The sequence below is a fragment of the Candidatus Paceibacterota bacterium genome (assembly GCA_041666545.1).
Taxonomy (GTDB): domain Bacteria; phylum Patescibacteriota; class Minisyncoccia; order Phycocordibacterales; family JBAYGS01; genus JBAYGS01.
Window position 1 is genome coordinate 1 of sequence record JBAYGS010000001.1, and the last position, 19,909, is coordinate 19,909.

General features: G+C 47.1%; 17 protein-coding genes and 1 tRNA gene. 15 read left to right on the plus strand and 3 right to left on the minus strand.

All coding sequences use genetic code 11. From position 1 onward, the window contains the following. From WCT25_00005 to WCT25_00055, 11 genes are all read left to right on the plus strand, one after another. The coding region (locus WCT25_00005; GenBank protein MFA6535798.1) for a hypothetical protein at positions 1-1,207 on the plus strand (1,207 nt) is incomplete at its 5' end. A gap of 865 nt (positions 1,208-2,072) precedes the next feature. Beyond that, positions 2,073-2,558, plus strand: a complete 486-nt coding sequence (locus WCT25_00010; protein ID MFA6535799.1) for a hypothetical protein — start codon at positions 2,073-2,075, stop codon at positions 2,556-2,558. A 187-nt stretch (positions 2,559-2,745) separates the two neighbouring features. Beyond that, a complete protein-coding gene (locus WCT25_00015; protein MFA6535800.1) occupies positions 2,746-3,687 on the plus strand; it encodes a hypothetical protein in 942 nt (313 codons plus the stop codon). Between the two features lie 247 nt (positions 3,688-3,934). Further along, positions 3,935-4,969: a DNA polymerase III subunit gamma/tau gene (gene dnaX / locus WCT25_00020; GenBank protein ID MFA6535801.1), complete on the plus strand. Its 1,035-nt coding sequence runs from the start codon at positions 3,935-3,937 to the stop codon at positions 4,967-4,969. 79 nt (positions 4,970-5,048) lie between these two features. Then, positions 5,049-5,124: transfer RNA gene (locus WCT25_00025), tRNA-Gln, on the plus strand. Between the two features lie 96 nt (positions 5,125-5,220). Further along, positions 5,221-6,438, plus strand: coding sequence for a hypothetical protein (locus WCT25_00030; GenBank protein MFA6535802.1), 1,218 nt, complete (start codon positions 5,221-5,223; stop codon positions 6,436-6,438). A 39-nt stretch (positions 6,439-6,477) separates the two neighbouring features. Continuing rightward, positions 6,478-7,185 carry a hypothetical protein gene (locus WCT25_00035; GenBank protein ID MFA6535803.1) on the plus strand — a complete coding sequence of 236 codons (708 nt, stop codon included), beginning with the start codon at positions 6,478-6,480 and terminating at the stop codon, positions 7,183-7,185. Between the two features lie 69 nt (positions 7,186-7,254). After that, a complete protein-coding gene (locus WCT25_00040) occupies positions 7,255-7,809 on the plus strand; it encodes a hypothetical protein (GenBank protein MFA6535804.1) in 555 nt (184 codons plus the stop codon). 34 nt (positions 7,810-7,843) lie between these two features. Continuing rightward, complete coding sequence (locus tag WCT25_00045; GenBank protein ID MFA6535805.1) at positions 7,844-8,368, plus strand: hypothetical protein; 525 nt, start codon at positions 7,844-7,846, stop codon at positions 8,366-8,368. Positions 8,369-8,460: 92 nt separating this feature from the next. Further along, positions 8,461-13,236, plus strand: coding sequence for a GNAT family N-acetyltransferase (locus tag WCT25_00050; GenBank protein MFA6535806.1), 4,776 nt, complete (start codon positions 8,461-8,463; stop codon positions 13,234-13,236). 136 nt (positions 13,237-13,372) lie between these two features. Next, positions 13,373-14,032 carry a peptidoglycan DD-metalloendopeptidase family protein gene (locus WCT25_00055; protein MFA6535807.1) on the plus strand — a complete coding sequence of 220 codons (660 nt, stop codon included), beginning with the start codon at positions 13,373-13,375 and terminating at the stop codon, positions 14,030-14,032. A 170-nt stretch (positions 14,033-14,202) separates the two neighbouring features. Here WCT25_00055 and WCT25_00060 read toward each other — a convergent pair whose 3' ends face one another. Further along, a complete protein-coding gene (locus tag WCT25_00060; protein ID MFA6535808.1) occupies positions 14,203-14,706 on the minus strand; it encodes a hypothetical protein in 504 nt (167 codons plus the stop codon). A gap of 194 nt (positions 14,707-14,900) precedes the next feature. Between WCT25_00060 and WCT25_00065 the strand changes: the two genes are divergently transcribed. From WCT25_00065 to WCT25_00075, 3 genes are all read left to right on the plus strand, one after another. After that, positions 14,901-15,293, plus strand: a complete 393-nt coding sequence (locus WCT25_00065; GenBank protein ID MFA6535809.1) for a VOC family protein — start codon at positions 14,901-14,903, stop codon at positions 15,291-15,293. Positions 15,294-15,315: 22 nt separating this feature from the next. After that, a complete protein-coding gene (locus WCT25_00070) occupies positions 15,316-15,765 on the plus strand; it encodes a DUF1761 family protein (GenBank protein MFA6535810.1) in 450 nt (149 codons plus the stop codon). Between the two features lie 625 nt (positions 15,766-16,390). Then, a complete protein-coding gene (locus tag WCT25_00075) occupies positions 16,391-16,885 on the plus strand; it encodes a response regulator (GenBank protein ID MFA6535811.1) in 495 nt (164 codons plus the stop codon). Between the two features lie 111 nt (positions 16,886-16,996). Here WCT25_00075 and WCT25_00080 read toward each other — a convergent pair whose 3' ends face one another. After that, a complete protein-coding gene (locus WCT25_00080; protein MFA6535812.1) occupies positions 16,997-17,590 on the minus strand; it encodes a hypothetical protein in 594 nt (197 codons plus the stop codon). 245 nt (positions 17,591-17,835) lie between these two features. On the opposite strand from WCT25_00080, the gene WCT25_00085 reads away from it, so the two are divergent. Next, positions 17,836-18,666, plus strand: coding sequence for a hypothetical protein (locus WCT25_00085; protein MFA6535813.1), 831 nt, complete (start codon positions 17,836-17,838; stop codon positions 18,664-18,666). 61 nt (positions 18,667-18,727) lie between these two features. Here WCT25_00085 and coaD read toward each other — a convergent pair whose 3' ends face one another. Then, positions 18,728-19,864 carry a pantetheine-phosphate adenylyltransferase gene (gene coaD / locus WCT25_00090; GenBank protein MFA6535814.1) on the minus strand — a complete coding sequence of 379 codons (1,137 nt, stop codon included), beginning with the start codon at positions 19,862-19,864 and terminating at the stop codon, positions 18,728-18,730. Positions 19,865-19,909 lie beyond the last annotated feature (45 nt).

A 19,909-nucleotide genomic window follows, 5' to 3' on the forward strand; every position in this document is an offset into this window, starting at 1 on the left:
AACTGACCTCGCCACTTGGACAACCATCACGACTGTTCCGACTATCGTGAATGGTTGCAATACGGTTTCCACCACCACTCCGGCTATCGCGTCTTTCTACCAACTGGTGGCGCCGAGTGTGCCCCCAGTCTCTCCGACCGTTGCCGTCACCTTGACTCCGAGTGTGACTTCCGGCACAGCCCCGCTTAGTGGTGTCACTTTTGCGGTGACGGTTTCCGGCACAGCTGTCGGCAGTTCAGTTTTGGATGTTGACTGCGATAACAATGGCGCAGTTGATTTTTCAACTACAACCAATCAAACAACTTTCACCACTGACGGCTCGTGTACTTACAGCACCGCTGGAACTTACACGGCTCACGCTTCGATTTTAAGACAGGGTGTTTCAGCAACGGCGGATGCGACGATAAATGTTTCGGCTCCAGTTGTTGCTAATGGTGGCAACGGAGGTGGTGGGGGAGGCAGTGGTGGTGGCGGAGCCCCATCTGGCGGGAACGGCCCAATTTCCGGAACGCTGGTTGTTTCAGTCGGTGGTTCCAATAATTCTCCGGCGTCAACTCCGGCCTCTGGTGGTGGCATTATTGGAAGCGGTACTCCTGCATCTGCGCCACTTTCCTGTACTTACCTAAATTCATATCTTGGTAAGCAGAAGCAAAATGATTCGGCCGAAGTTCTGAAGTTGCAGGCCTTCCTTCGAGATACTGAGAAGATTGATGTTCCCTTGAATGGAATTTATGATGATGCAACCGAGGTTGCAGTCATGGCCTTTCAGGTCAAATATTCAGCTGATGTCTTGGAACCTTGGGCCACGACTACGCCGACCGGCTATGCCTACATCACTACCGTCAAGAAAGTAAACGACATCTTCTGTGGGTCACTTGATCCGAACTATGCCCCGACCGGTCTGCCGGAACTTGTCCCTGATACCAGCATCCCCGTTGGCGCGGGTTCCCAGATCGGCAGTACGGCCACCTCGACTAATCTGGCCCTAACGAGCGAGGAAATCCTTAAAGGACAAAATCTAGAGGCTACCTCAACCTTGCCGGTTACCGGATTGATAGGACTAAACATAGCGACAACTGGCTCAATTGCGACAAACAGTCCGCCTGTGATAGTTAGGATTCAATCAAACACCGCGACCGTTTTTAATGCCATCAGCAGTACAATCCTCGATGCCTTGAGGGCTCTCTGGGAGCGTCTGAAGCGATAAAGGACATGCATTTTGTCCTTTAGAAATGTCCTTTAGACACGGGACTCTCGGGTAGGTCAAAGTTATACACGCTAATCTGCCCAAATTGGGTAGGTTTTTGAGTTGGAGAAAACGGCCTTTTGGCTAGGGATTGACTCGCGGGCCCCGCACTTGTTGCAAATGCGGGGTCTTTAAAACGCTTGACCCCGTTAGAGATAGGTCATCAAGGATGACAGTAGATGTGGCTCTAGTCTCGCTTTTACTAAGTAAAATAAGGGAAAATCTGCCATTCTTAACAACAAATCTCTAACGGGGTTGACAAAAAAACTGGTTATGCTATACTAGTATCAATTCGGCTAGGAGTGCTTATGTCGTTGGCTAGGTCTCGTTGATGACCGCAAGCCCGCTCCCTCCCGAAGATAATAGTACAAACCCATCGGCGGCCCCCGCATGCGTTGCTAAGGGGCCATAATGAAAGAGTCTTGACCAACGGCCAAATCGCTAAACCGGTCATGATTCTTGTATCCCGGCACCGGGCAAAACGCCCGACCAAAGGAGGTGAGTCCAATTCACTAGCTAAAATCATATAATTAAAACAAATCGGCGCGAGCCGTAGAGGTGGACCGCAAGGCCCACCTCTTTTTCTTTTCCAGCTTTTATGATAATTTTTAGACAGAAAGGGGGTGTTGCTGATGACCGAAAATTCTGTGACGGGTGCTCTTACTTACTATGTTTGACTTCCTGTCACAGAGATCGGTGACCGTGTCCAAATCAACTCGCTATTACTACCACGCGCGGTCACCACGGCCCCGCACTTGCCTACAAGTGCGGGGCTTTTCTTTTTTAAAATGGGGCATATAATTGCCAAAGGAAAGGAAATTCTGTTATGGCTGATGATACTGAACGGGACAGTCAAGAAGGCTCCGGGCCTGGTCCATGTCTAAGCCCGCTAGGGCTTCTGGCTATCATTTGTGGTGAAGCCGAGGCTATTGAGTTGATGCAAAGAAGACTTCAAGTCCAGCTCGATACTTTGCATTTGGTTCTCACCAATGCCGATTTTAATCTGTGTATCGGTATCCTGAACTATCTCGAGAAGAGATTTCCGGACGAACAGCTGGTAGTTTTCAAACGTGCCTGTGACATGGCCGAAAATACCGGTCATCTCGGAATTCTCGAAGATTATCTGCAAAGAATACCAAGCGAGATTACAGGCTATGCCATGCGGGAGTGGGAGAGGGCCTGTGAAAGGATTTTGAATCCTGAGGATGAGGAGGGGTCTCTGAATACTGGCCAGGGATCTGGCAGGGCAGAGGAGACTGAAACTCCGCCCAAGTCCGAGGAGCCACCGGCATCGTCTGGCTTTGCGGTTTAAAGTGAGTTCTTAAGAATTAAAACCGCCCCGACCTTGTAGCAAGCGTCGGGGCTTTCTCTTTCTCTCCTAATTTTTCCCCCTCTTTCTTCTCTTCTCTTTTTCATACCATATACCCTATACCTTATACTTCCTACCGTTGACATTCTCGTCCTAAACTGATAGAACAAACCCAGAAAGGTTCTCTCAAATGAAGACAATAAAAGAAATCAATCGATTGCAGAGACTCCAGTTTTCTCTCAGGTTGAAGCTTGGTAAGGATGCGTTGCCACAGATTAGAAAGGTGCTCGGTCTTACCGTTAACGATTCCCTGAGGGCCGGCATAGCGGAGCAAAAGAGGCATTTTATTCGTCGGGTCAAATCGGCCAAAAATTGTGTCCAGTGGGCGGGCCTGGCTAAGACCGATAACTTGGGCAAGAAACAGCGCGACCAGTATGCGGCCAAAGCCCTAAGGTTGGCCAAAACGAGCGACGACTGTCTCATGGCGGCCGAGGCGGCTGTCGAGGGGGGAGTCGTTTGGCGTAAAGCTGTGGACAAGGCCGAGACGATAATTGGCACCCAACTGGTTCAGGCGACTGACATCAAGGTCGTTTCAGAAATCAATATCGAAAAATTGCCGACTTGGAGCAATATGCGAAAGTTGGTGACGGAGAAACTCAGAGTTCTTGCCATCAATGAATTCGCGAGTGCCCATACTACCGAGGATTGTTTACAGATCTCTCGGCGCACCTGGCAGTATTCCTTTCAGGTACCACTGTCAGGTCTGAATCATCAGATTTTGCGTCGGGCAGTAAAGCTGGCCGATACCGAGCAGAAGTGTCTTGCCGTTCGAAATTTCGGCAATGATAGGATAATTCTGAAGTTGACAGAAAGAAAGCTTAAGAAGATTTTGACCGAAAGGCTCAACGAGGCCAAGACTTTTCAAGCTTGCTTTGATCTTTGGTCGAGGGCTCCACACAACAGCAGGATCGAGCGGCTCGTCATGAAGAAAACTTTCAAGCTGGCTCGGTCGGTGACTGATTGGGTGTCAGTCTGGGGCCGAGTGTGGCTCGACAAGGACAAGCGGGTTGTCATCCGGGCGCTTGCCAAATTGGCCGAGCGTGGCCGATTGGGCTGGTGTCTTCGTGAATGATCCACATTCCTAAGAATTAAAACCGCCCCGACCTTGTAGCAAGCGTCGGGGCTTTCTCTTTCTCTCTTAATTTTTCCCCCTCTTTCTTCTCTTCTTTTCTTCATACTTATACCTATACTTTATACTTATACTTCTTTTTCATACCATATACCCTATACCATATACTTCATACCTTCTTTTTCTACCATATACCATATACTATATACCTTATACTTCTGTGCCCCTGCTTTTCTGCTATACTATCCCCATGCACGAAGTCGCACTCTACCGAAAATATCGTCCAAAAAACTTCAAAGAAGTCTCCGGCCAGGACGAGGTTGTCCGGGTTCTGGAAGGCGCGATTAAACAGGAGAAAATCGGCCACGCCTATATTTTTTCCGGCCCGCGCGGTACCGGCAAGACCTCTGTCGCAAGAATTTTCGCCGAAGCCATCGGCACTACCGGCAACGACCTCTACGAAATCGACGCCGCTTCAAACACCGGAGTCGACAACATTCGGGACTTGCGCGAGGCCATCAACACTCTGCCTTTCGAATCACCCTATAAAGTCTATCTAATAGACGAAGTGCACATGCTCTCCAAAGGCGCCTTCAACGCCTTGCTAAAGACCCTCGAAGAACCGCCCAAACACGCGATTTTCATTCTGGCTACCACCGAATTTCACAAAATTCCCGAGACGGTCGTTTCCCGTTGCCAAGTTTTCAGTTTCAAAAAGCCGTCTCTTTCCTTGCTCAAGGAGATGATTATTGATTTGGCGAAGCGCGAGGGTTTTACTCTCGAATCGGCCTCGGCCGATTTGGTGGCCCTCTTATCCGAAGGTTCCTTCCGCGACGCTCAAGTAATTCTCCAAAAAATCCTAAGTTCGGCCAAAGCTAAGAAAATTTCGAGTGAAGAAGTCGAGGCGATTACCGGCGCGCCGAAGGCGAGCCTGGTTAATCAATATTTGCAGGCGCTTGGTAGCGGGGAAGTCGAGCCGGGACTTCAAGCCTTGACGGAGGCCGAAAAACAAAATTTGGATATCAAAGTTTACGGCAAACTACTTTTACGCAAAGCGCGGGCAGTTTTAATTTTGAAGACCGCCCCGGGAATGGCGAAAAATCTTGAATCTGAATTTTCCGATTCCGATTTTGCTTTTCTCAAGGAATTGTCGGCAAACAAAAATTCTCGAATCAACTCTCCGGCTCTAATTGAAATCCTCACCGCCGTCGATCTCGTCGGCTACGCCTCAACCCAGACTTTACCTCTAGAATTGGCGCTGATAAAGTTGACGAATAATAAGTAGCTAACAGCAAAGTAGTTTTTAATGGAGGTTGAAAAAAAGCCGTTTTTAAGGTAGTTTGTACGGTATCGTCTTTAGATATTGGGGAGTGGTGTAACCGGTAACACGCTTGCCTTTGAAGCAAGAGACTCTAGGTTCGAAACCTAGCTCCCCAGCCAGTTTGAGATAGGTTCGGACTCCAAGGAGCATCGTTCGACTCCTATGTCAGAGACGGTATATTTTGATTGGGTCTTAAGTTAGTGTGTAATGAAATCATGAGCAAGAATCGACGAAAAAAGAAACGATACGTTCCCTATAAGCCGAAGCAGATGACTTCGATGGGTGTGTCATACATGCCGAAACGCGTCAATGTTCTGAAACTTAACTCCTTACCACCATTGGTAGGCTTTGCTACAACCAATACTCCGGCAGGAAAAGAAGAATTAGTTCCTATACTTGTTCGCGCTTATCTAACATCAGACGAGCGCGAATTCCATTTATATATGGAGCAAGTAAGCAACATCATTATCGAGAGGGCGAAGAAAGCAGGGATAATCCTTTCCATTGATTCATTTGTCGAGTTTGTGCTTGTTATACATAAAGACGGCACAGGCGAACTTCATTTGGACGGGGCCGGCCGCGCAATCGAGATACTTACAAAGCGTACTGTCCAAGCCGGTGAAGCGGTTTACGGAGGAGATATTGGCGATATTCGTCGAATGAAGTATCACGCTTTGACCCCTGATCCCTCGGATAAGATCGTCGCTTGTTTCAAGATTGGGTGGAAGTTTGGAATGTTCTTTGACCTTAGTGGTGAGCTGGATACGGATCGAATGGAGCGCGATTTGGCTACGCTTTACAAGCGTCTGCGCTACCAAGCGATGTATGAGGCACTTGCCGATGAAGCGACGGTCGAACGTATGACCAAAGCAGGTTGGTTCCCGTTTATCGAAGTCATTGGTGGTGACTTCGACCCACTAATAAAGGCATACAAAGCGGAGTTTGATATCGAGGCTAAGGAGAAACAACTTGTAGCCAAGTTCACTTCTGAACGCATAGATAAGATTGCGGAGCGTTGGTGGCGAAACCCAGCGCTTGCTAAACACAAGACCGTGCTACAGGCTGGATTGGATGCATTCAAGGGTAACGACCCCGTTTCCTCTATAAAGAACATAATGACCGAAATCGAAGGTGTACTTGCGGATGTGCATTTGGCAGAGAAGGGATCGACGGCAAAGACTAAAGCATTGCTTAAACATGCCGTAGAAAAGGGAGTGAAAAAAGTCGATGGCGAGGCATCGCTGTTCTTCCCGTCGAATTTCCTTGAATATCTTTTGAAAGTTGCGTACCCCGATTTCGACCCTAACGCACCAGAAGTGGCTGGGGCTTCACGCCACACCGTCGGTCATGGGTATGCGGCCGGTGAGACATACACACAAGCACGTGCGCTCCAGGTGATACTCACGCTCGATCAAATCGTCTTCTATTTATAGGTTACCTCATTTCCGAGGAGAATTATGCAAGATAGTTATATGGCAACTGGAATATTCTTTGCTCATCCACACACCCTTTTTAGTCAGGTGGAAAAGGTTTTAAAAAGAGTAGGTGCTCAGAAGTTTTTTACCAGTCCAGACGAAGAGGTGAAGAAGGCTCGAGAGGGATTTGCCGCCTATTTCTTCACGCTCACGATGAAGAAACACACCGGAAAGGACTGGTGGCTTGCACAGTATGACCAAGCCGAAAGAGCCTACCCAGACTTCGACTTCATATCATTTGGGGAGACCCCAGAAAAGCTGGGTGCGGAATCTGTGGAATTAACTGGTGTCTACTCACACTTCAAGTCATTTGAGGAGATGGCAAAGGTTGTTGAGAAAAAGCAGAAACAATATGGCGATAAGCCTGTTAAGTTCAGTTTATTGATATTCGTGAACCATGAGAAAAGCGAGGAGTGGATCAACCTCCTTAGGGAACGTCTGACAACCGAACATCCGTTTATAAGCATTTGGACAATTCACTTACGATTCAAGAAGGGTGGTCAGGAAGTCGGAAAGGCGGTCGCTCAGAGAATTAGACCATTGCCTGGATTGAGAGTTGAAGCTGATACTGATGATCCAAAAACTCACAAAAGACAACCTCTCCTGAGCTATATGGAAGAGAAGAGTGAGAACGGTACTAACTACGTTATCTTTAGACAAGAGTTTATTGATAAAATAATGTCATTCCGAGGAGCATCAAAATGATAGAACAAAAGTAGTCAAATAAGCTTTGTTGGGCTTGATGGTAAAATTTACGAGACCGAGGAGGCCAGCATGGAATTTTTAGTTGCAATAAAAGATTTTCTCTCCAGCCATGATTTTCAGGTATCTTTTTGGTCAGAGGTAATTGTGGCGGCAGTGGTCGGCTTTGTTGTGTATCAATATACTGATGTATTTAAATCGCCAAACCTTTGTTTTGTTGTGAAGCAGGATGGATTTTATAGAGACACTATTCTTCTTGTCGAGAATGGCGATGATTATACTGCGAGATTTCAGTTTGCTATAAGAAATAGCGGGAATAAGGCACTGAAGGCAGGTGAGGGATATTGGCACTTGTATGTAAATACGAATTTACCCACAATATTTTCCGTCCCAGAAGAGCACGACCACAACAGGGACTTAATTCGAGGCACAATCTACCCGGGGTCATTTCTTGACATTGATTTAGTCTACGAATTGAAAGTAAAGAAAGAGGATATAGGCGAAAAAGAAATCCCCTATTTTTTTAGTACCGACCATGGACAGTATCCAGCAATGGCAGAGATCGATCCGGCGACAGGAAAAGTTTTGTTCAAGAACATGGGTTATATTAAATTTGAGTTACCGTAATTAAATTAGTTGCCGGGACATTAGTGTTGCGTATATGGAATACCTATATCATCGTGTGCCAAAGAACATGGTTGGGACGACTCTTTATCCGCTGAATGTCTTGAAGGAAACACAGCCAGAAATTTACAATGAGCACATTAAGAAATATGAAGACAGGAAGCACCTGCTAACTACTGAAATTCCGCCCCTGCGTTGTTTGTGGAATGATGTACTACACCTTACTGCCGTCGCACCCGCGTCTTTGAAGGCAAATCTTGCAAAAGCTGGTATCGAATTGCCTCCAACTGCTTGGTTTAAGATTCCTGTGTCCTTGATACAGGGAGGAAATAGTATCGCTTTTACTTATCGTCGTGACAAGGATGTTATTCCGAATTTCAAAGAGTACGAGCCGTTTGATCCTGCCCGAATGGAAATTTACCGCATTGTCCCAGAGGAGACAATTGAGTATTACAAGCAGAAGAGGGCAGATGGCGCCAGGCCGTTACTTTTTCATCTTGTGCCGCACATTTTGTACAAAGGGACGATTGACACTGAAGTTTTGGAAATAGTATATTCTTAAATTGGCATGTTAAATCTACAAGGTCCGGCCTTGTAATTATTGCAATCAAATCATTCATGGAATTCGTGAGTGTTTTTTGCTACTATTTGCATATGTCGGAAAAATTTTCTAAGCAAGGTGAGGTAAACAAGGTGGTTTTAAGGCCTGAGGATATGGTGGGTAAGTTTGATGTCGACGAGAAGCGTAAAAAAGACACCATTCGGGAAAGGGCGACGGATCGTTTAATCAAGGGTTTGTTGAGAGGTTATATAAGTTATACCGAAGAGAATAATCTTGAAGGTGTCGACCATGTTCGCAGCGAGCACGATAAGGGTGATGATTATGACCAAGATGATGACTTAGATAATAACGACAATGTTGATTGGGAATGGGAAAGAAAACAAATCCTTTCTAGGATACCAAGTGAAGTAAGAGTTCTTCCGGAAGTACAAAAAGCCGCCAAGGAAGGGATGCTCTTGTGCCTAGAGAGTGGAAACCTTGCAGAAGCTGTCGACATTAAAGATGTGTTCTCCCTTCCGACTGAATTTATTCATTCTGTCGCCGCACTCAACGCCATTAAGGATGAGCTGATTCGTTGGGATGATACGGACAGGATTGTTGGGCTAGTGAATAAATTTTTTCCTAATCTCTCCCCAGAACAGGCGCTTTCTCCTGAATTGGAGTCCGCCTTCAAACATGTAATAGCCCAACTTCTTTCGGAGGGGTACACTGAAAAAGCGATTGAAATAAAAAGCAAACTGTCTCTTGGTGCCGAAGTGATCAGTTCGCCAGAAGTCCAGAATGCCCTTAAGAAGAAATTTTCCGATGATTTGCTTGTCGGGGATGTTCGCGAGGCGGAACGCCTCCAGAAACATTTTTTGCTTACTACTGAATTCATGCATTCGCCAGAAGTTCAGGCGGCTGTTAAGTATCGGGTGGCCGACATTTTATCTCGCCGTGACTATGATTTTGTCAAAAATGCCACTGAAGTCGGGATTAAATTTTCGCTCCTGAAAGAAAACCTTCAAGAGGCGGCAAAGGTTGGAATGGTGGCCAACTTATCAAGAGGAAATATTCACAATGTAATCGAGATTAGGGATAAATTTGAGCTTCCGAAGGGGGTTAGCACATCTCCGGAAATGCAGCAGGCCGCCAAAGAGGGAATGATGAGTTGTCTAGATATCGACAATATTGACGCTTTAACTAAGAGGGCAATATCCATAAAGGAAGAGTTTTCTGTTCCCGACGAGTTCCTGGCCTCTTCCGAGGTGCAGTCGGCGGTTGCACGCATCGTGACATATTGTATATCGGGGGTTCACTATATGCTTGACCGCGCGGTTGAAATTAGAAATATTTTTTTACTTTCGGAAGACTTAACTCAAGAAGCGGTGAAGGTGGGAATGATACGCCAAATCGTACGAAATAATCTGCCGGTGGCAGAAAAGATGAGAGAAGCTTTTTCAATTCCCGAAGGTATCATGCATACCCCAGAAGTTCAGTTGGAGGTTAAGGGTCTATTAATCCGGTACCTGGAGACCGGATCTGCCGAACAGGCACTGAAACTGGCAGACGACCCGTCTTTTTCTTCAGAGACGCTGGTTTCTCCGGAGATCCAAGAGTGTGCCCGAAAGGCTTTAGTACGACACATACTTGGGGGGCGGATCGGCGCGTATAACAATGGTTACTTTCGGACCTGTGAGTTGATTAGGGATAAATTCGCGCTTCCGATTGATTTTAATACTTCACCGGAAATCGAAGAAGCCGTAAAAAAACTCACAATCAGTCTTTTGACCGGCGCTTACACGACCGATCATTCGACCGAAGTGATAAATCAGTTCCCCGTCGTTTCAGCTAGGGTTATCCCATCTCCTGAAGTCCAAAATGCCGTTAACGCGCGAATCATTGACCGATTTGCCCACGCTGACACTGCTCCTATCAAGGAATACCAAGAAAGATTTGGTGTGTCTCCTGAGGCCATGAGGCGATGCGCCAGGGAGGGGTTGTTGAGCCTACTGTCTAATGGTAAGTCCAGCAATATTCGTGACTACGATAATCTGGTAAAAAATTTCTCATTCACACAGGAAGAGCTTTCTTCTCAGGAAATGCAACAGGCAGTCAAAAATGGGATGTCAAAATATATAGAGCAAGGCAACATAAGACTGGCCGTGGAAATAGCACAGAAGTTCTTTCTTCCTGCCGAGGAGTTAAACCGAATTGCCGAAGGAGAGCTAATAAAATTTCTAAACATAGGTAACCGCAGTATCTCGATTGGGATTAAAGATAGTTGCTCAATCTCCAAGGAATATATTTCTTCAGTGCCTGTCCAACAGGCGGCAAAAAACGGAGTCATGAGGCAGCTTTCAAAAGAAAACATTGAGGACGCTGTTCAGATTAAAAAGCAATTCTCTCTCACCGACGAAATCTACACGCAAGCCTCGATAGAAGCCGTCGCCAGTATTTTATCTGGGGGATCGTTTGAAGCTACCATGAGAATTAAGGGTCGGCTTCAGCTTTCAGATGATGCAATGTCACAAGTGGGGAAGCGGGCCTTCCTGAAATGCTTGTTGGATGAGAAAAAAGATATGGCAGGAAAAATTAAAGAGAAGCTTAGGGTGACCGTGAACAGTGAAGATATTTTCGGCTTCTTTCCAGAAATGCGTAAAATTCTGTCTGATTTGGCGGCTGTCTCTCCCGAATTTTCTGCACAAGCTGAAAGAACGCCGGATTTGCTTTTGAGTCTTCTGGAGTTTAGGAACGACCTGGGCAAAATAATTCGGATTGCGAGGGAGAACCCGTTTCTTTTAGACGCTGTGGCAGCCAATCCGCGTTTTGGTTCACGCCTACTGATTAAGTATCCGCAGTTCGACACAATTGCAAAAAGTAGTATAAAGACTCAGTTTGAAATCAAAAAGAAGATAATGGCGGAGCATCCAGATGTTGACCCTCAATCGGTTGAATTTCGCACACTGATGCAGGACTCTCTTGTGGGGTACAGATTAAATAAGCAGGTTTTGGAAAGTATCGATGCAAAGGGCATAAACTCAGAGCGTTGGCTAAATTATGATGAGACTGCGCATTTTAATTTGGGTTCCAACGAAAACACACTGGCTTTCTCGGAAATAATTACTACGCCGATTGGAAGAATTAAAGAAACGATTGATACCTATGCCCACACCATCAAAGAAGTGCTGAACGAATACCGTGCTGAGCTAATGGCATTTGAGATCGTGTTGGGAAAGGGTGAACTTCCTACAGAAGAACTTCAAAAAATGACAGAAGCTTTGGAGAAAGCACGAAACGAGGGAAATCCTAAAAAAGTGGCCGGCATTGAAAAGGGGATAGAAAACCTGAAAGCAAAATTCTCGCAAGAGCGAAAAGGTGTTCTGTGGGAAAAATTGTTGTCTGATGTGGCCTCGTTCCAGCGCCTTAAAGATGATGTGTATAAGGCGCAGGAAATTTTCGTGGCGACCGAAAAAGAACTGGAAAATGTCGTTATGGAGAAGATGCCATCTGGGAAGAGGATACAAGAGATTAAACGAAAGATGGCAAGCGCAAAAGAAGATTTGCGCGCAAAATTTGTAGTTATGGAGCGTCGAATTGAGGAATTTCGAGGCAATCTTAAAACCGTTATTGCACCGGCCTTGGGGAGCGATCGTGCCTCGGCTCTTATTCAGGAGATAAATACGAAACTTGCCGAGCAATTCAACCACTTTGATACTGACAGAAGTATGCTCAAGAATCTTTTCTCCGAGCAATCCGATAAAAGGAGGGAGGAGGTTGAAAGTCGTCCGATGAGTATCTTTGTCTGGACAAGGGACCCTGATGTGGATTTGTACCAAGGTAACTATTCTCCTTGTTGCATTTGCATAGACAGTGAGTACCACGGGGCTGAGTCTCCTATATCGGACTATAACATCGACTTGGGCATTCAAATCGTGAATGTGTGGGACGAGGTAAGAGATGAGCCGGTGACGGCCGCGTGGTGTTGGCTCGGTGAGGATGAAAAAGGCGAACCGGCTTTGGTGGTAGACAATATTGAGGCCAATACTTTTTACAGTGCAAATTTTTCTGGGCAGTTTACAAATGAGCTCTTTAAATATATTAAAAATTACGCCAAAGAAATTGGGGTCAAAAAGGCTATTCTTGGCAAGGCAAACAATGATTTGCCTACTGCTGGAGAGTTGTCAAAACTTCCCGAAGATGCAGGGAGATACAAAAAAATCGGCGGGGCTAGCAGGTCGGACGGATACTTTCTTGAGGCGGAAGATACCAGCGTTAAAACAATTTGGGAAAAGGGAGTTAAGTTGGTAAACAGGAGGTCTGAAGCTGACAATCCAAAAGATGCTGAGCGCGTTATTTTCGGTGAAGTTTCCACGCTCCCCCTTACTGAAAATGATTTTCGCTTGATGCGCGATCTTGAGGGTAAGGTATATGCAGATGATTCCGAATTGATACAGGGGTTGGAACTTGTTCGAGACATTAAAGACGGTAATGGGTTAGAATATTCCTTGGCAACCTGGGGTGTGCAGGAAGGAGGGACCAAGCAAGAGATGATTGCATATGCTGTTGCGGTAGAGGGTGAAACTGATGAGGGCGACAAATCAGTTTATCTCGAAGATATTGCGGTCGCCCCGGAGGCTCGAAGGCGCGGTATTGGCCAGAAATTAATTCAAGAATTGCTGGGAAAACTTAAGGTGAAAGCGGCGAGAGATAGCAAACCGGTACTTTTTGACATGCATCTTCGATCAAACTCATTGGCCCTGTTAGACGGACAACAGGCGCAACTTGGGGGAATGGGGGTTGTTCTGTTGGAGGATGTGCTTGTTCCTGACTTCTACGATGAAGGGGAGGATGCGGTGTATAGGGTGTATGAAGTGGCGGCGAATTAACCTGAATCTACAAGGTCCGGCCTTGTAATTACCGAGGAATGCACCCCCTCTCCATTCTAGTGTTTTGCAAAATGCTAAAATGGAAAAAAGAGGGGACAATGAAGCGAGGCCCTGCTAAAGCTGATATAATCCAGTTATGATTTTTCCGAATCTAAAGAATAAAAAATTTGGATATGTGAATTTGAATTTGGAAGCCAAAGTGTGGCTTGCGGAGAACCGGGTGAAAGCGGGGGAGAATCCACTGCTTGATCCGGAGATTTGCCAGAAAATGGTTTTGCAGGCCCATCAAAAATATAATCTCGATTTTTCCTATGGTGGCTGGCCGGAAGATCGAAGTGTCTTGTGGCACGGCAGTTACCTTGATGCCGAAAATTCCTACATTCATCTCGGAGTTGATATCAATGTGCCGACTGGGACAGAAATCGCGATTGATTTTGACGCGGAAGTTGTCAGAATCGACGATGACTATCCGGAAGAAGGCGGTTGGGGGCCAAGAGTGATTGTGAAAAATCTCTCGGTGCCGATTTATCTGATTTATGCTCACCTCGATCGAGAAATCAAATGCAAAGTCGGCGACAGCCTAAAAGTCGGGCAAGTTTTTGCCAAAGTTGGAAAGGCGCCTTTTAATGGTAATTGGTTTCCTCATCTACATGTCCAAACAATCACGGCTGAATATTACAAAAATCTAGAAGAGAATAATTCTTGGAGCGAACTTGATGGCTACGGCTTGTACGCCGACATTTCCTCTAATTCCAAATTGTTCCCAGACCCGCTTCAATTCATTTTGCTTAAATAATTTCCTCTTCGTCTCCGAAAAGAAAACTGCTTACCCGTTCCACTTTAGTTAACTAAAGTGGAACGGGTAGGGGTGGTATGTGGTGAAGTCAGATTTTGATTAAATAAAAACAACCGTCCAAAGGGGCGGTTGTGGTGAGGCGAATGCCGAGTGTAAAGGTTGTGTCAGGCTTATTCCGGGAGGCCGACGAAGTAGGGCTTGCGTGCCAGGTCGACTTCGAAGGCGCCGATGACGAAGGCGTGGAGTGTCGAGGCGAACAGGCCGGAAATTGCCAGATCGTGGTGCCAGGCGAGACCGCTGGTGCCCACGATAATTCCCTCATAACAGACGCTTCCGCCAAATTTAAAGTCCTCCTTCAGAAGCAGGTGGGGTTGGTGTCGCTGGACGAGATGACTGGGTAGGCCAGTACGCCACGATAAGTGCGCCTTTTTGAGCGCGAACTCATCGTAGGGATTTTTCCATTTCGTCTTGTCTGGTTCCCCGAACGATTCTTGCCAAAGCAGTGGGTCATCCCGGTTGATGAATTGGTGGTCGTACGGTATGGTCGGGTCGAGGACCGCCACGCAGGCGACAGACCGAGAGGGGTCGAGTGCAATAATCGCCTCAATACTCGGTTTCAATATATCCGCCACTTGTTTGACAAGTGCTTTTGTGAGAAGAGCTGATGAACTCATTTTTTTCCTTCGGTTTCGGTGGTTCTTGTCTATTCGGTTTGAGTTGCTGAACTAGTATGTAGACTAACACTGTCATGCGACGATGTCAATGTCGGGTGGTCGTCATACCCCAAAATATCAAGGTCGGACCTTAATGGTGGTTTTATAATTCAGACCCTGGTCTAAATTTGGCTGTTTCTGATATAATTTTGAATATGAATAAAGTCACACATTTTGAATTTCCTTGGGATGACAAGGAGCGAGCGAAGTCTTTTTATCAGAAAGTTTTTGGCTGGAAGCCTTTTGAGTGGGAGCAGTTTAGTTATACCAGTTGGCAAACTGGGCCGATTGACGAAAAGATGCAACCAAAAGAAACAGGTTTTATAAATGGCGGCTCTAGTAAGCGTGATGCCAGCATGCCGTACCCGATGTTTTATATCGATGTTCCTGATATGGACTTGGCTTTAGGTAATATTATTAAAAACGGTGGTTCAGTAGTACGCGGTAAAACTCCGTTAGGAGAAAACGGCGCGATGGGTTTCCTGGCTTGGTTTAAGGATTCCGAAGGAAACATTCTCGGGTTGTCTCAATACAAAAGACCTGAATAATTAATCTAATCTATACATTAATATGCTTACTACAATTTCACTTTCAGTTGCCGGGGCGGTGATTGCCGCAGTCGTTGGTACCATTTGGTATTCCAACTCGACTCCGATGGGCAGGATTCATATGCAATCTCTCGGGTTTGATAAACTGTCGGAGGAAGAAAAAAAGAATAAAATGCAGACGGGGAAGGCGATGATGCCGAAGATGTACACGGCTCAACTGTTGCTATCATTTCTAACAGCCTTTGCGGTGGTCTTTATTGTGTCTATGAGCGTCAAGAACGGCGTGTCGCTCGGTCTGGCTATTGGATTTGTGATGCTAAACTGGCTCTGCTTTATTGTCCCGACAATTGGTTCCGGAGTGCTCTGGAGTAATTGTGATCCAAAACTTGCTTGGAAAAAATTCTTCTCTGATATTTTCTCAAATCTGGTCACGCTTCTGCTGATCGCATTTCTGACCAGCTTTTTTGTCTAAGACAAAATACTGGGGGTGAGTTTGGCTACGGAGATATTTTTTTGTCGCGACAAATGAAAATGGGCGGCTCGCAAGCGAGCCGCCCTATACGCAAAGGAGAGATTCTACCTTGCTGCACCTTAAGACGCCTGGGCCGAGTGAGAAACAACTTGTTTCCATCGGGTCGGGGCTAGACAGCAATGCAAGCTTCGGTCGCGAGTGAACCTTGTGGTGCCTCGCAGGTTATCACCTTAGCTATGCATCTGGGTGGACGACTTAATGCGGTTAGACGCTTAGCGTCTGGAGGCCGAAGAAAGCTGATCCGCGCTTGGAACGCGCGAGTCAATTATGTCTCCCTTTAGTCGGACGACAGCCAGCTCCAATCGGAGTCCGGTGATTGTCGGCCGGCGTTCAATATCTCTCTTTGGCAAGAATACACCCGTTGGAATTTCGTGCAAGGGACTTTTCCACTTTACCTGACTAAAGTGGAACGGGATAGACGGTTTAGATAAGAGAGGAGAAATGAGTGGGCCAGGTTGGTCTTGTTGACAGAAAAGATTGTAGTGATATAAATACAAGTGGAAGTATATAACAAAACAACCCTGCGACAGCTTCGGGAGCTGTTCAGGTAAGAAAGGAAGGTCATATGTCAGTGATTCATGCACGCGTTGCTCTGATTGAGGCGGAAGAAGATATTCGAAAGCTTCTGGCCAAAGCTCTTCTACGGCATGGCTACCAAGTTTCAACTTTCGCCTCGGCGGAGGAGTTTCTTGGGAGTGATGGTTTGGCCCGTCTGCTCGAGTTCGATGTGGTGGTTCTCGACTACCAGATGGTAGAGATGAACGGCCAAGAACTCTGTCAGAGGATCAAAGCGGTCCGACCCGAGTTGCCGGTCATTATCGAAAGTGGCATGCCTGGACGAGAATTTATTGGTGAGTGCCTCAAGGCTGGTGCCAATCGGGTCCTAACCAAGCCCTTCTCGGTCGAAGAGTTGCTGGCTACAATTCATGCTGTCCTGCCCACGGTCGATATAAAGAAGATTACTGCGCCATCCGTTTCGGATGTCATTGAGGAAGCAGTGGCTAGTGCCGTACTCGATGTGGTGGAGGAGGCTATCGGTTTGGCCGATGATGATGATTAATCAATTTATCCCTAGAAAAAGTTTGCAGAACCCGTGGCCCAAGTGGCTCACGGGTTTTTATATATTTAAAAAGCCGCCCACGGGGTGGGCGGCTAACGAGCTGAAGGGGTCTTACTCAACACCCCAGGTCTTTTTGGAAAGCCAGTGTCCGACCTGGCATCGGACCGGTTGGCCCGACAGGGTAAACATCTTGAACTGGTAATCTCCTGAATCGAAAATGTCTCCGAGGCGGATGCGAACCAGAGTTTGGCCTACATAGAGTGGGCTGACCTTCACAAAGGTGGAGTTGTCAAACACTTCCGGCTTTTTGCCGCGCCGCGCCTCGCGGAGCCTTTGAGCCCGAAGATTGGCGTCGCGGTTCTTCCACGGTGTCCTTCCGTATACGAGAATTGCCGCGGGGAATCCACCCGCACAAACTCCGACTTTGAAAACCTCGCAGCTGAAGATCTGACTCCGCGGGATTCGGGCAACTTCGCGCTTGCCCTGACGGATTATGAGGTGCTTCGGGGCGCGCTCTTCATCAATTACCGCCCGGAAATCGCCATTGCCATATTGCAGCAATTTTTGGCTCCAGCGGGTGCAACCCAACTCTTCGCACCGATTGTCAGGGACGCCGTTGTAGAGGGTCTGTATAACTCCGCACGGCGAAATTCGGCCGTGTTGCCTAACATAACAGCCGGTTAGGTCGGCGAGCATTGCTTTCATTTTTTGTCCTTAATTTGGGTTTTCTGCGGTTTCGTTTGGTATACCAGGGAACCGAGTCTACTTCTAGTATATACATATATATAGAAAATGTCAAGGGCGGGTTTTGGGTTAGACAAATAAGGTGCGTGACGGTTGAATCTGTGGGTCAGTATTCAATTGTTCCACTTTAGTTGAGTAAAGTGGAACGGGAAATTGGTGAGAAGTCTGTTAGACACTTCGTTTTAAATGCTATATGCTTTAGATATATGGAAGAAGCTAAAAATTTATTGCCCGAGGCGCCTGTTGCGCCAGAGTTGTCGGTTGCCACTGTTGAACAGGGCGCACAAGCTGCTAATTGGGAATTAATGGAGCCGGGTGGCAAAGGTTTCGAGACCTTGACCAAACCGGAAAAGTTGAATGTTTTGATTCGAGTAGAAGGTGAAAATTCCTTGGCACTTACTCAAATCGAGGCTTCGGCAAATCAGGAGCGAGCGAAACTTATTGAAATTAGGGAGGGTCTTGGTATGGCTCCGCTTGCTGAGGGTACTTTGCTTAGTCCGGAAATCAGACTTCAGGAATTGAGGGAAGAGCGAGAAAGGCTCGAACAGGCGAGGCTGGAACTGTTGCAGGAAGAAATGAGACAAATTTGGCAGGAACAAATTACGGCCACCTTTGAGATATTTAAAAAAATGCCACCCGAGCAATTTAAAACGGTACTTGAGACCGGAGAGATCCCTTCGCTTTATGAACAATTATTAAAATTGCTGTCGACCATCTTTGGTCAGGGAGAGAAGGCGCCGAAGATGGAGGCCGAGTATGTGATTGTCTTGGCGGAAGCTTATGAAAACGGCTACACCACGATCGATCAGATTTCTGCTGGGGTGCCAAAATTCGCTGAACTTCAAACCGAAATGCAACCAATGATTGCTGAGGTTGCGACCGAGAGATTGCTCAAGGGGCCGGAACAAAATTTGATTGAAGATAAGGAGGCTGTTCCGGAACTGACAAATAACGAACCAGCGCAAATTCCTGAAACCAGTAGTGGGGAGGCGGCGCCGGAGGTGTCATCTAGTGGGGCAGAGGTGGTGACAAAGTAAATCGTTGTTAGAAAATTGATATTAAAAAGGCCCGAAGCGCTTTGCGCTTCGGGCCGAGTTGTTAGCCTCTCAAGTTTGCGACCAATTTTCGCAAGTTTTCCTTAGCGGTAGCCTCGTACCGGTCTTGGAAGAACTTGGTCAGGTAGAGGGGTTTCCGGTTGAGGAATTTCTCCATCACGTCGGCTCGTCCCCGGCGGAAGTCCTGAATGGGGAGCCAGCTGTATTCGTTGGCAATCCCCCGATCATACCTATCGAACTTTTTTGCCGACTTGCCGAGGATGGCGAGATCGAGGTCAACCAGATACTGGGCATCAAGATCAGGTGCCATTTCGGTGTGAGTCGTCGCCATGATGAGCTCTTTTACATGCTCGATTGTGTTCTTGGTTAAACCAAGTTTCTGCAAGTCGAGCTCGGCTCGGTAGGCGCTCCTCGCTTCGTTGTCGGCAATCACCGGATGATCTTTGGACGGAGGCTCGTACACTACATCATGGTACCAGACGGCCAAGTTTACATCCGAAGGAGCGCTGAGCAGAGTGCAGACTTCCCGAAGCTCGTCGAGCATCGAAACGATGTGTTCGAGAGTGTGGTAGGCCCGGTGCGTTTCGCCATAGCGGGCAACGAGATCCAAAAAGATTCTTTCAGACCCTTTCGGCTGGCCCAAGTCCACCATGAGGGCGTCCCAGTGTCGGCGAGCCCTCTTCAAGATGAACTTCTCCTTAAGTTTGGCGACCACTGCCGGTGGGGCCGATCTTTCGGCCTGCTCTTCCCAGTTGGGATCGGCGCCGACATGGCCTTTGACTAGACTCGAGCTCACATATCGCAATTCCTTCAAACAGCCGACATAGACGGTCTCGATGCGTGGGCAGATTTGCCGATTTTCCTCGCTCAAGACTTCTTCATCCTCCATGTCGCGCCAACCGCGCAAACCGCGGATGATGACTTGGGCGCCGATTGAATCAGCAAACTTCACGACATACTGACCGACGCAAATATCGACTCTGACATTCTTGATGTGCAGAAGCGCCAACCTGGCCATCGCTACCCGCTCTTCGGGTGTGAAGGTGTAGGACTTGCGCGGGTCGACGGCGACCACAACCACAAATTCGTCATAAAGCGGAGCCATCCGTTCGACGACATTGATGTGGCCAAAGGTTATTGGGTCAAGACTGGCGGCATAAACGGCTTTTCGGGCTTTCATAAACTCCCTTTCTTTTAAGGTTCGTTCTGTCCACAAGCTAGCCGA

Coding starts and splice junctions, on each gene's coding strand:
- WCT25_00010 (MFA6535799.1), top strand. CDS start 2,073: ATGGCTGATGATACTGAACGGGACAGTCAAGAAGGCTCCGGGCCTGGT.
- WCT25_00015 (MFA6535800.1), top strand. CDS start 2,746: ATGAAGACAATAAAAGAAATCAATCGATTGCAGAGACTCCAGTTTTCT.
- dnaX (MFA6535801.1), top strand. CDS start 3,935: ATGCACGAAGTCGCACTCTACCGAAAATATCGTCCAAAAAACTTCAAA.
- WCT25_00030 (MFA6535802.1), top strand. CDS start 5,221: ATGAGCAAGAATCGACGAAAAAAGAAACGATACGTTCCCTATAAGCCG.
- WCT25_00035 (MFA6535803.1), top strand. CDS start 6,478: ATGGCAACTGGAATATTCTTTGCTCATCCACACACCCTTTTTAGTCAG.
- WCT25_00040 (MFA6535804.1), top strand. CDS start 7,255: ATGGAATTTTTAGTTGCAATAAAAGATTTTCTCTCCAGCCATGATTTT.
- WCT25_00045 (MFA6535805.1), top strand. CDS start 7,844: ATGGAATACCTATATCATCGTGTGCCAAAGAACATGGTTGGGACGACT.
- WCT25_00050 (MFA6535806.1), top strand. CDS start 8,461: ATGTCGGAAAAATTTTCTAAGCAAGGTGAGGTAAACAAGGTGGTTTTA.
- WCT25_00055 (MFA6535807.1), top strand. CDS start 13,373: ATGATTTTTCCGAATCTAAAGAATAAAAAATTTGGATATGTGAATTTG.
- WCT25_00060 (MFA6535808.1), bottom strand. CDS start 14,706: ATGAGTTCATCAGCTCTTCTCACAAAAGCACTTGTCAAACAAGTGGCG.
- WCT25_00065 (MFA6535809.1), top strand. CDS start 14,901: ATGAATAAAGTCACACATTTTGAATTTCCTTGGGATGACAAGGAGCGA.
- WCT25_00070 (MFA6535810.1), top strand. CDS start 15,316: ATGCTTACTACAATTTCACTTTCAGTTGCCGGGGCGGTGATTGCCGCA.
- WCT25_00075 (MFA6535811.1), top strand. CDS start 16,391: ATGTCAGTGATTCATGCACGCGTTGCTCTGATTGAGGCGGAAGAAGAT.
- WCT25_00080 (MFA6535812.1), bottom strand. CDS start 17,590: ATGAAAGCAATGCTCGCCGACCTAACCGGCTGTTATGTTAGGCAACAC.
- WCT25_00085 (MFA6535813.1), top strand. CDS start 17,836: ATGGAAGAAGCTAAAAATTTATTGCCCGAGGCGCCTGTTGCGCCAGAG.
- coaD (MFA6535814.1), bottom strand. CDS start 19,864: ATGAAAGCCCGAAAAGCCGTTTATGCCGCCAGTCTTGACCCAATAACC.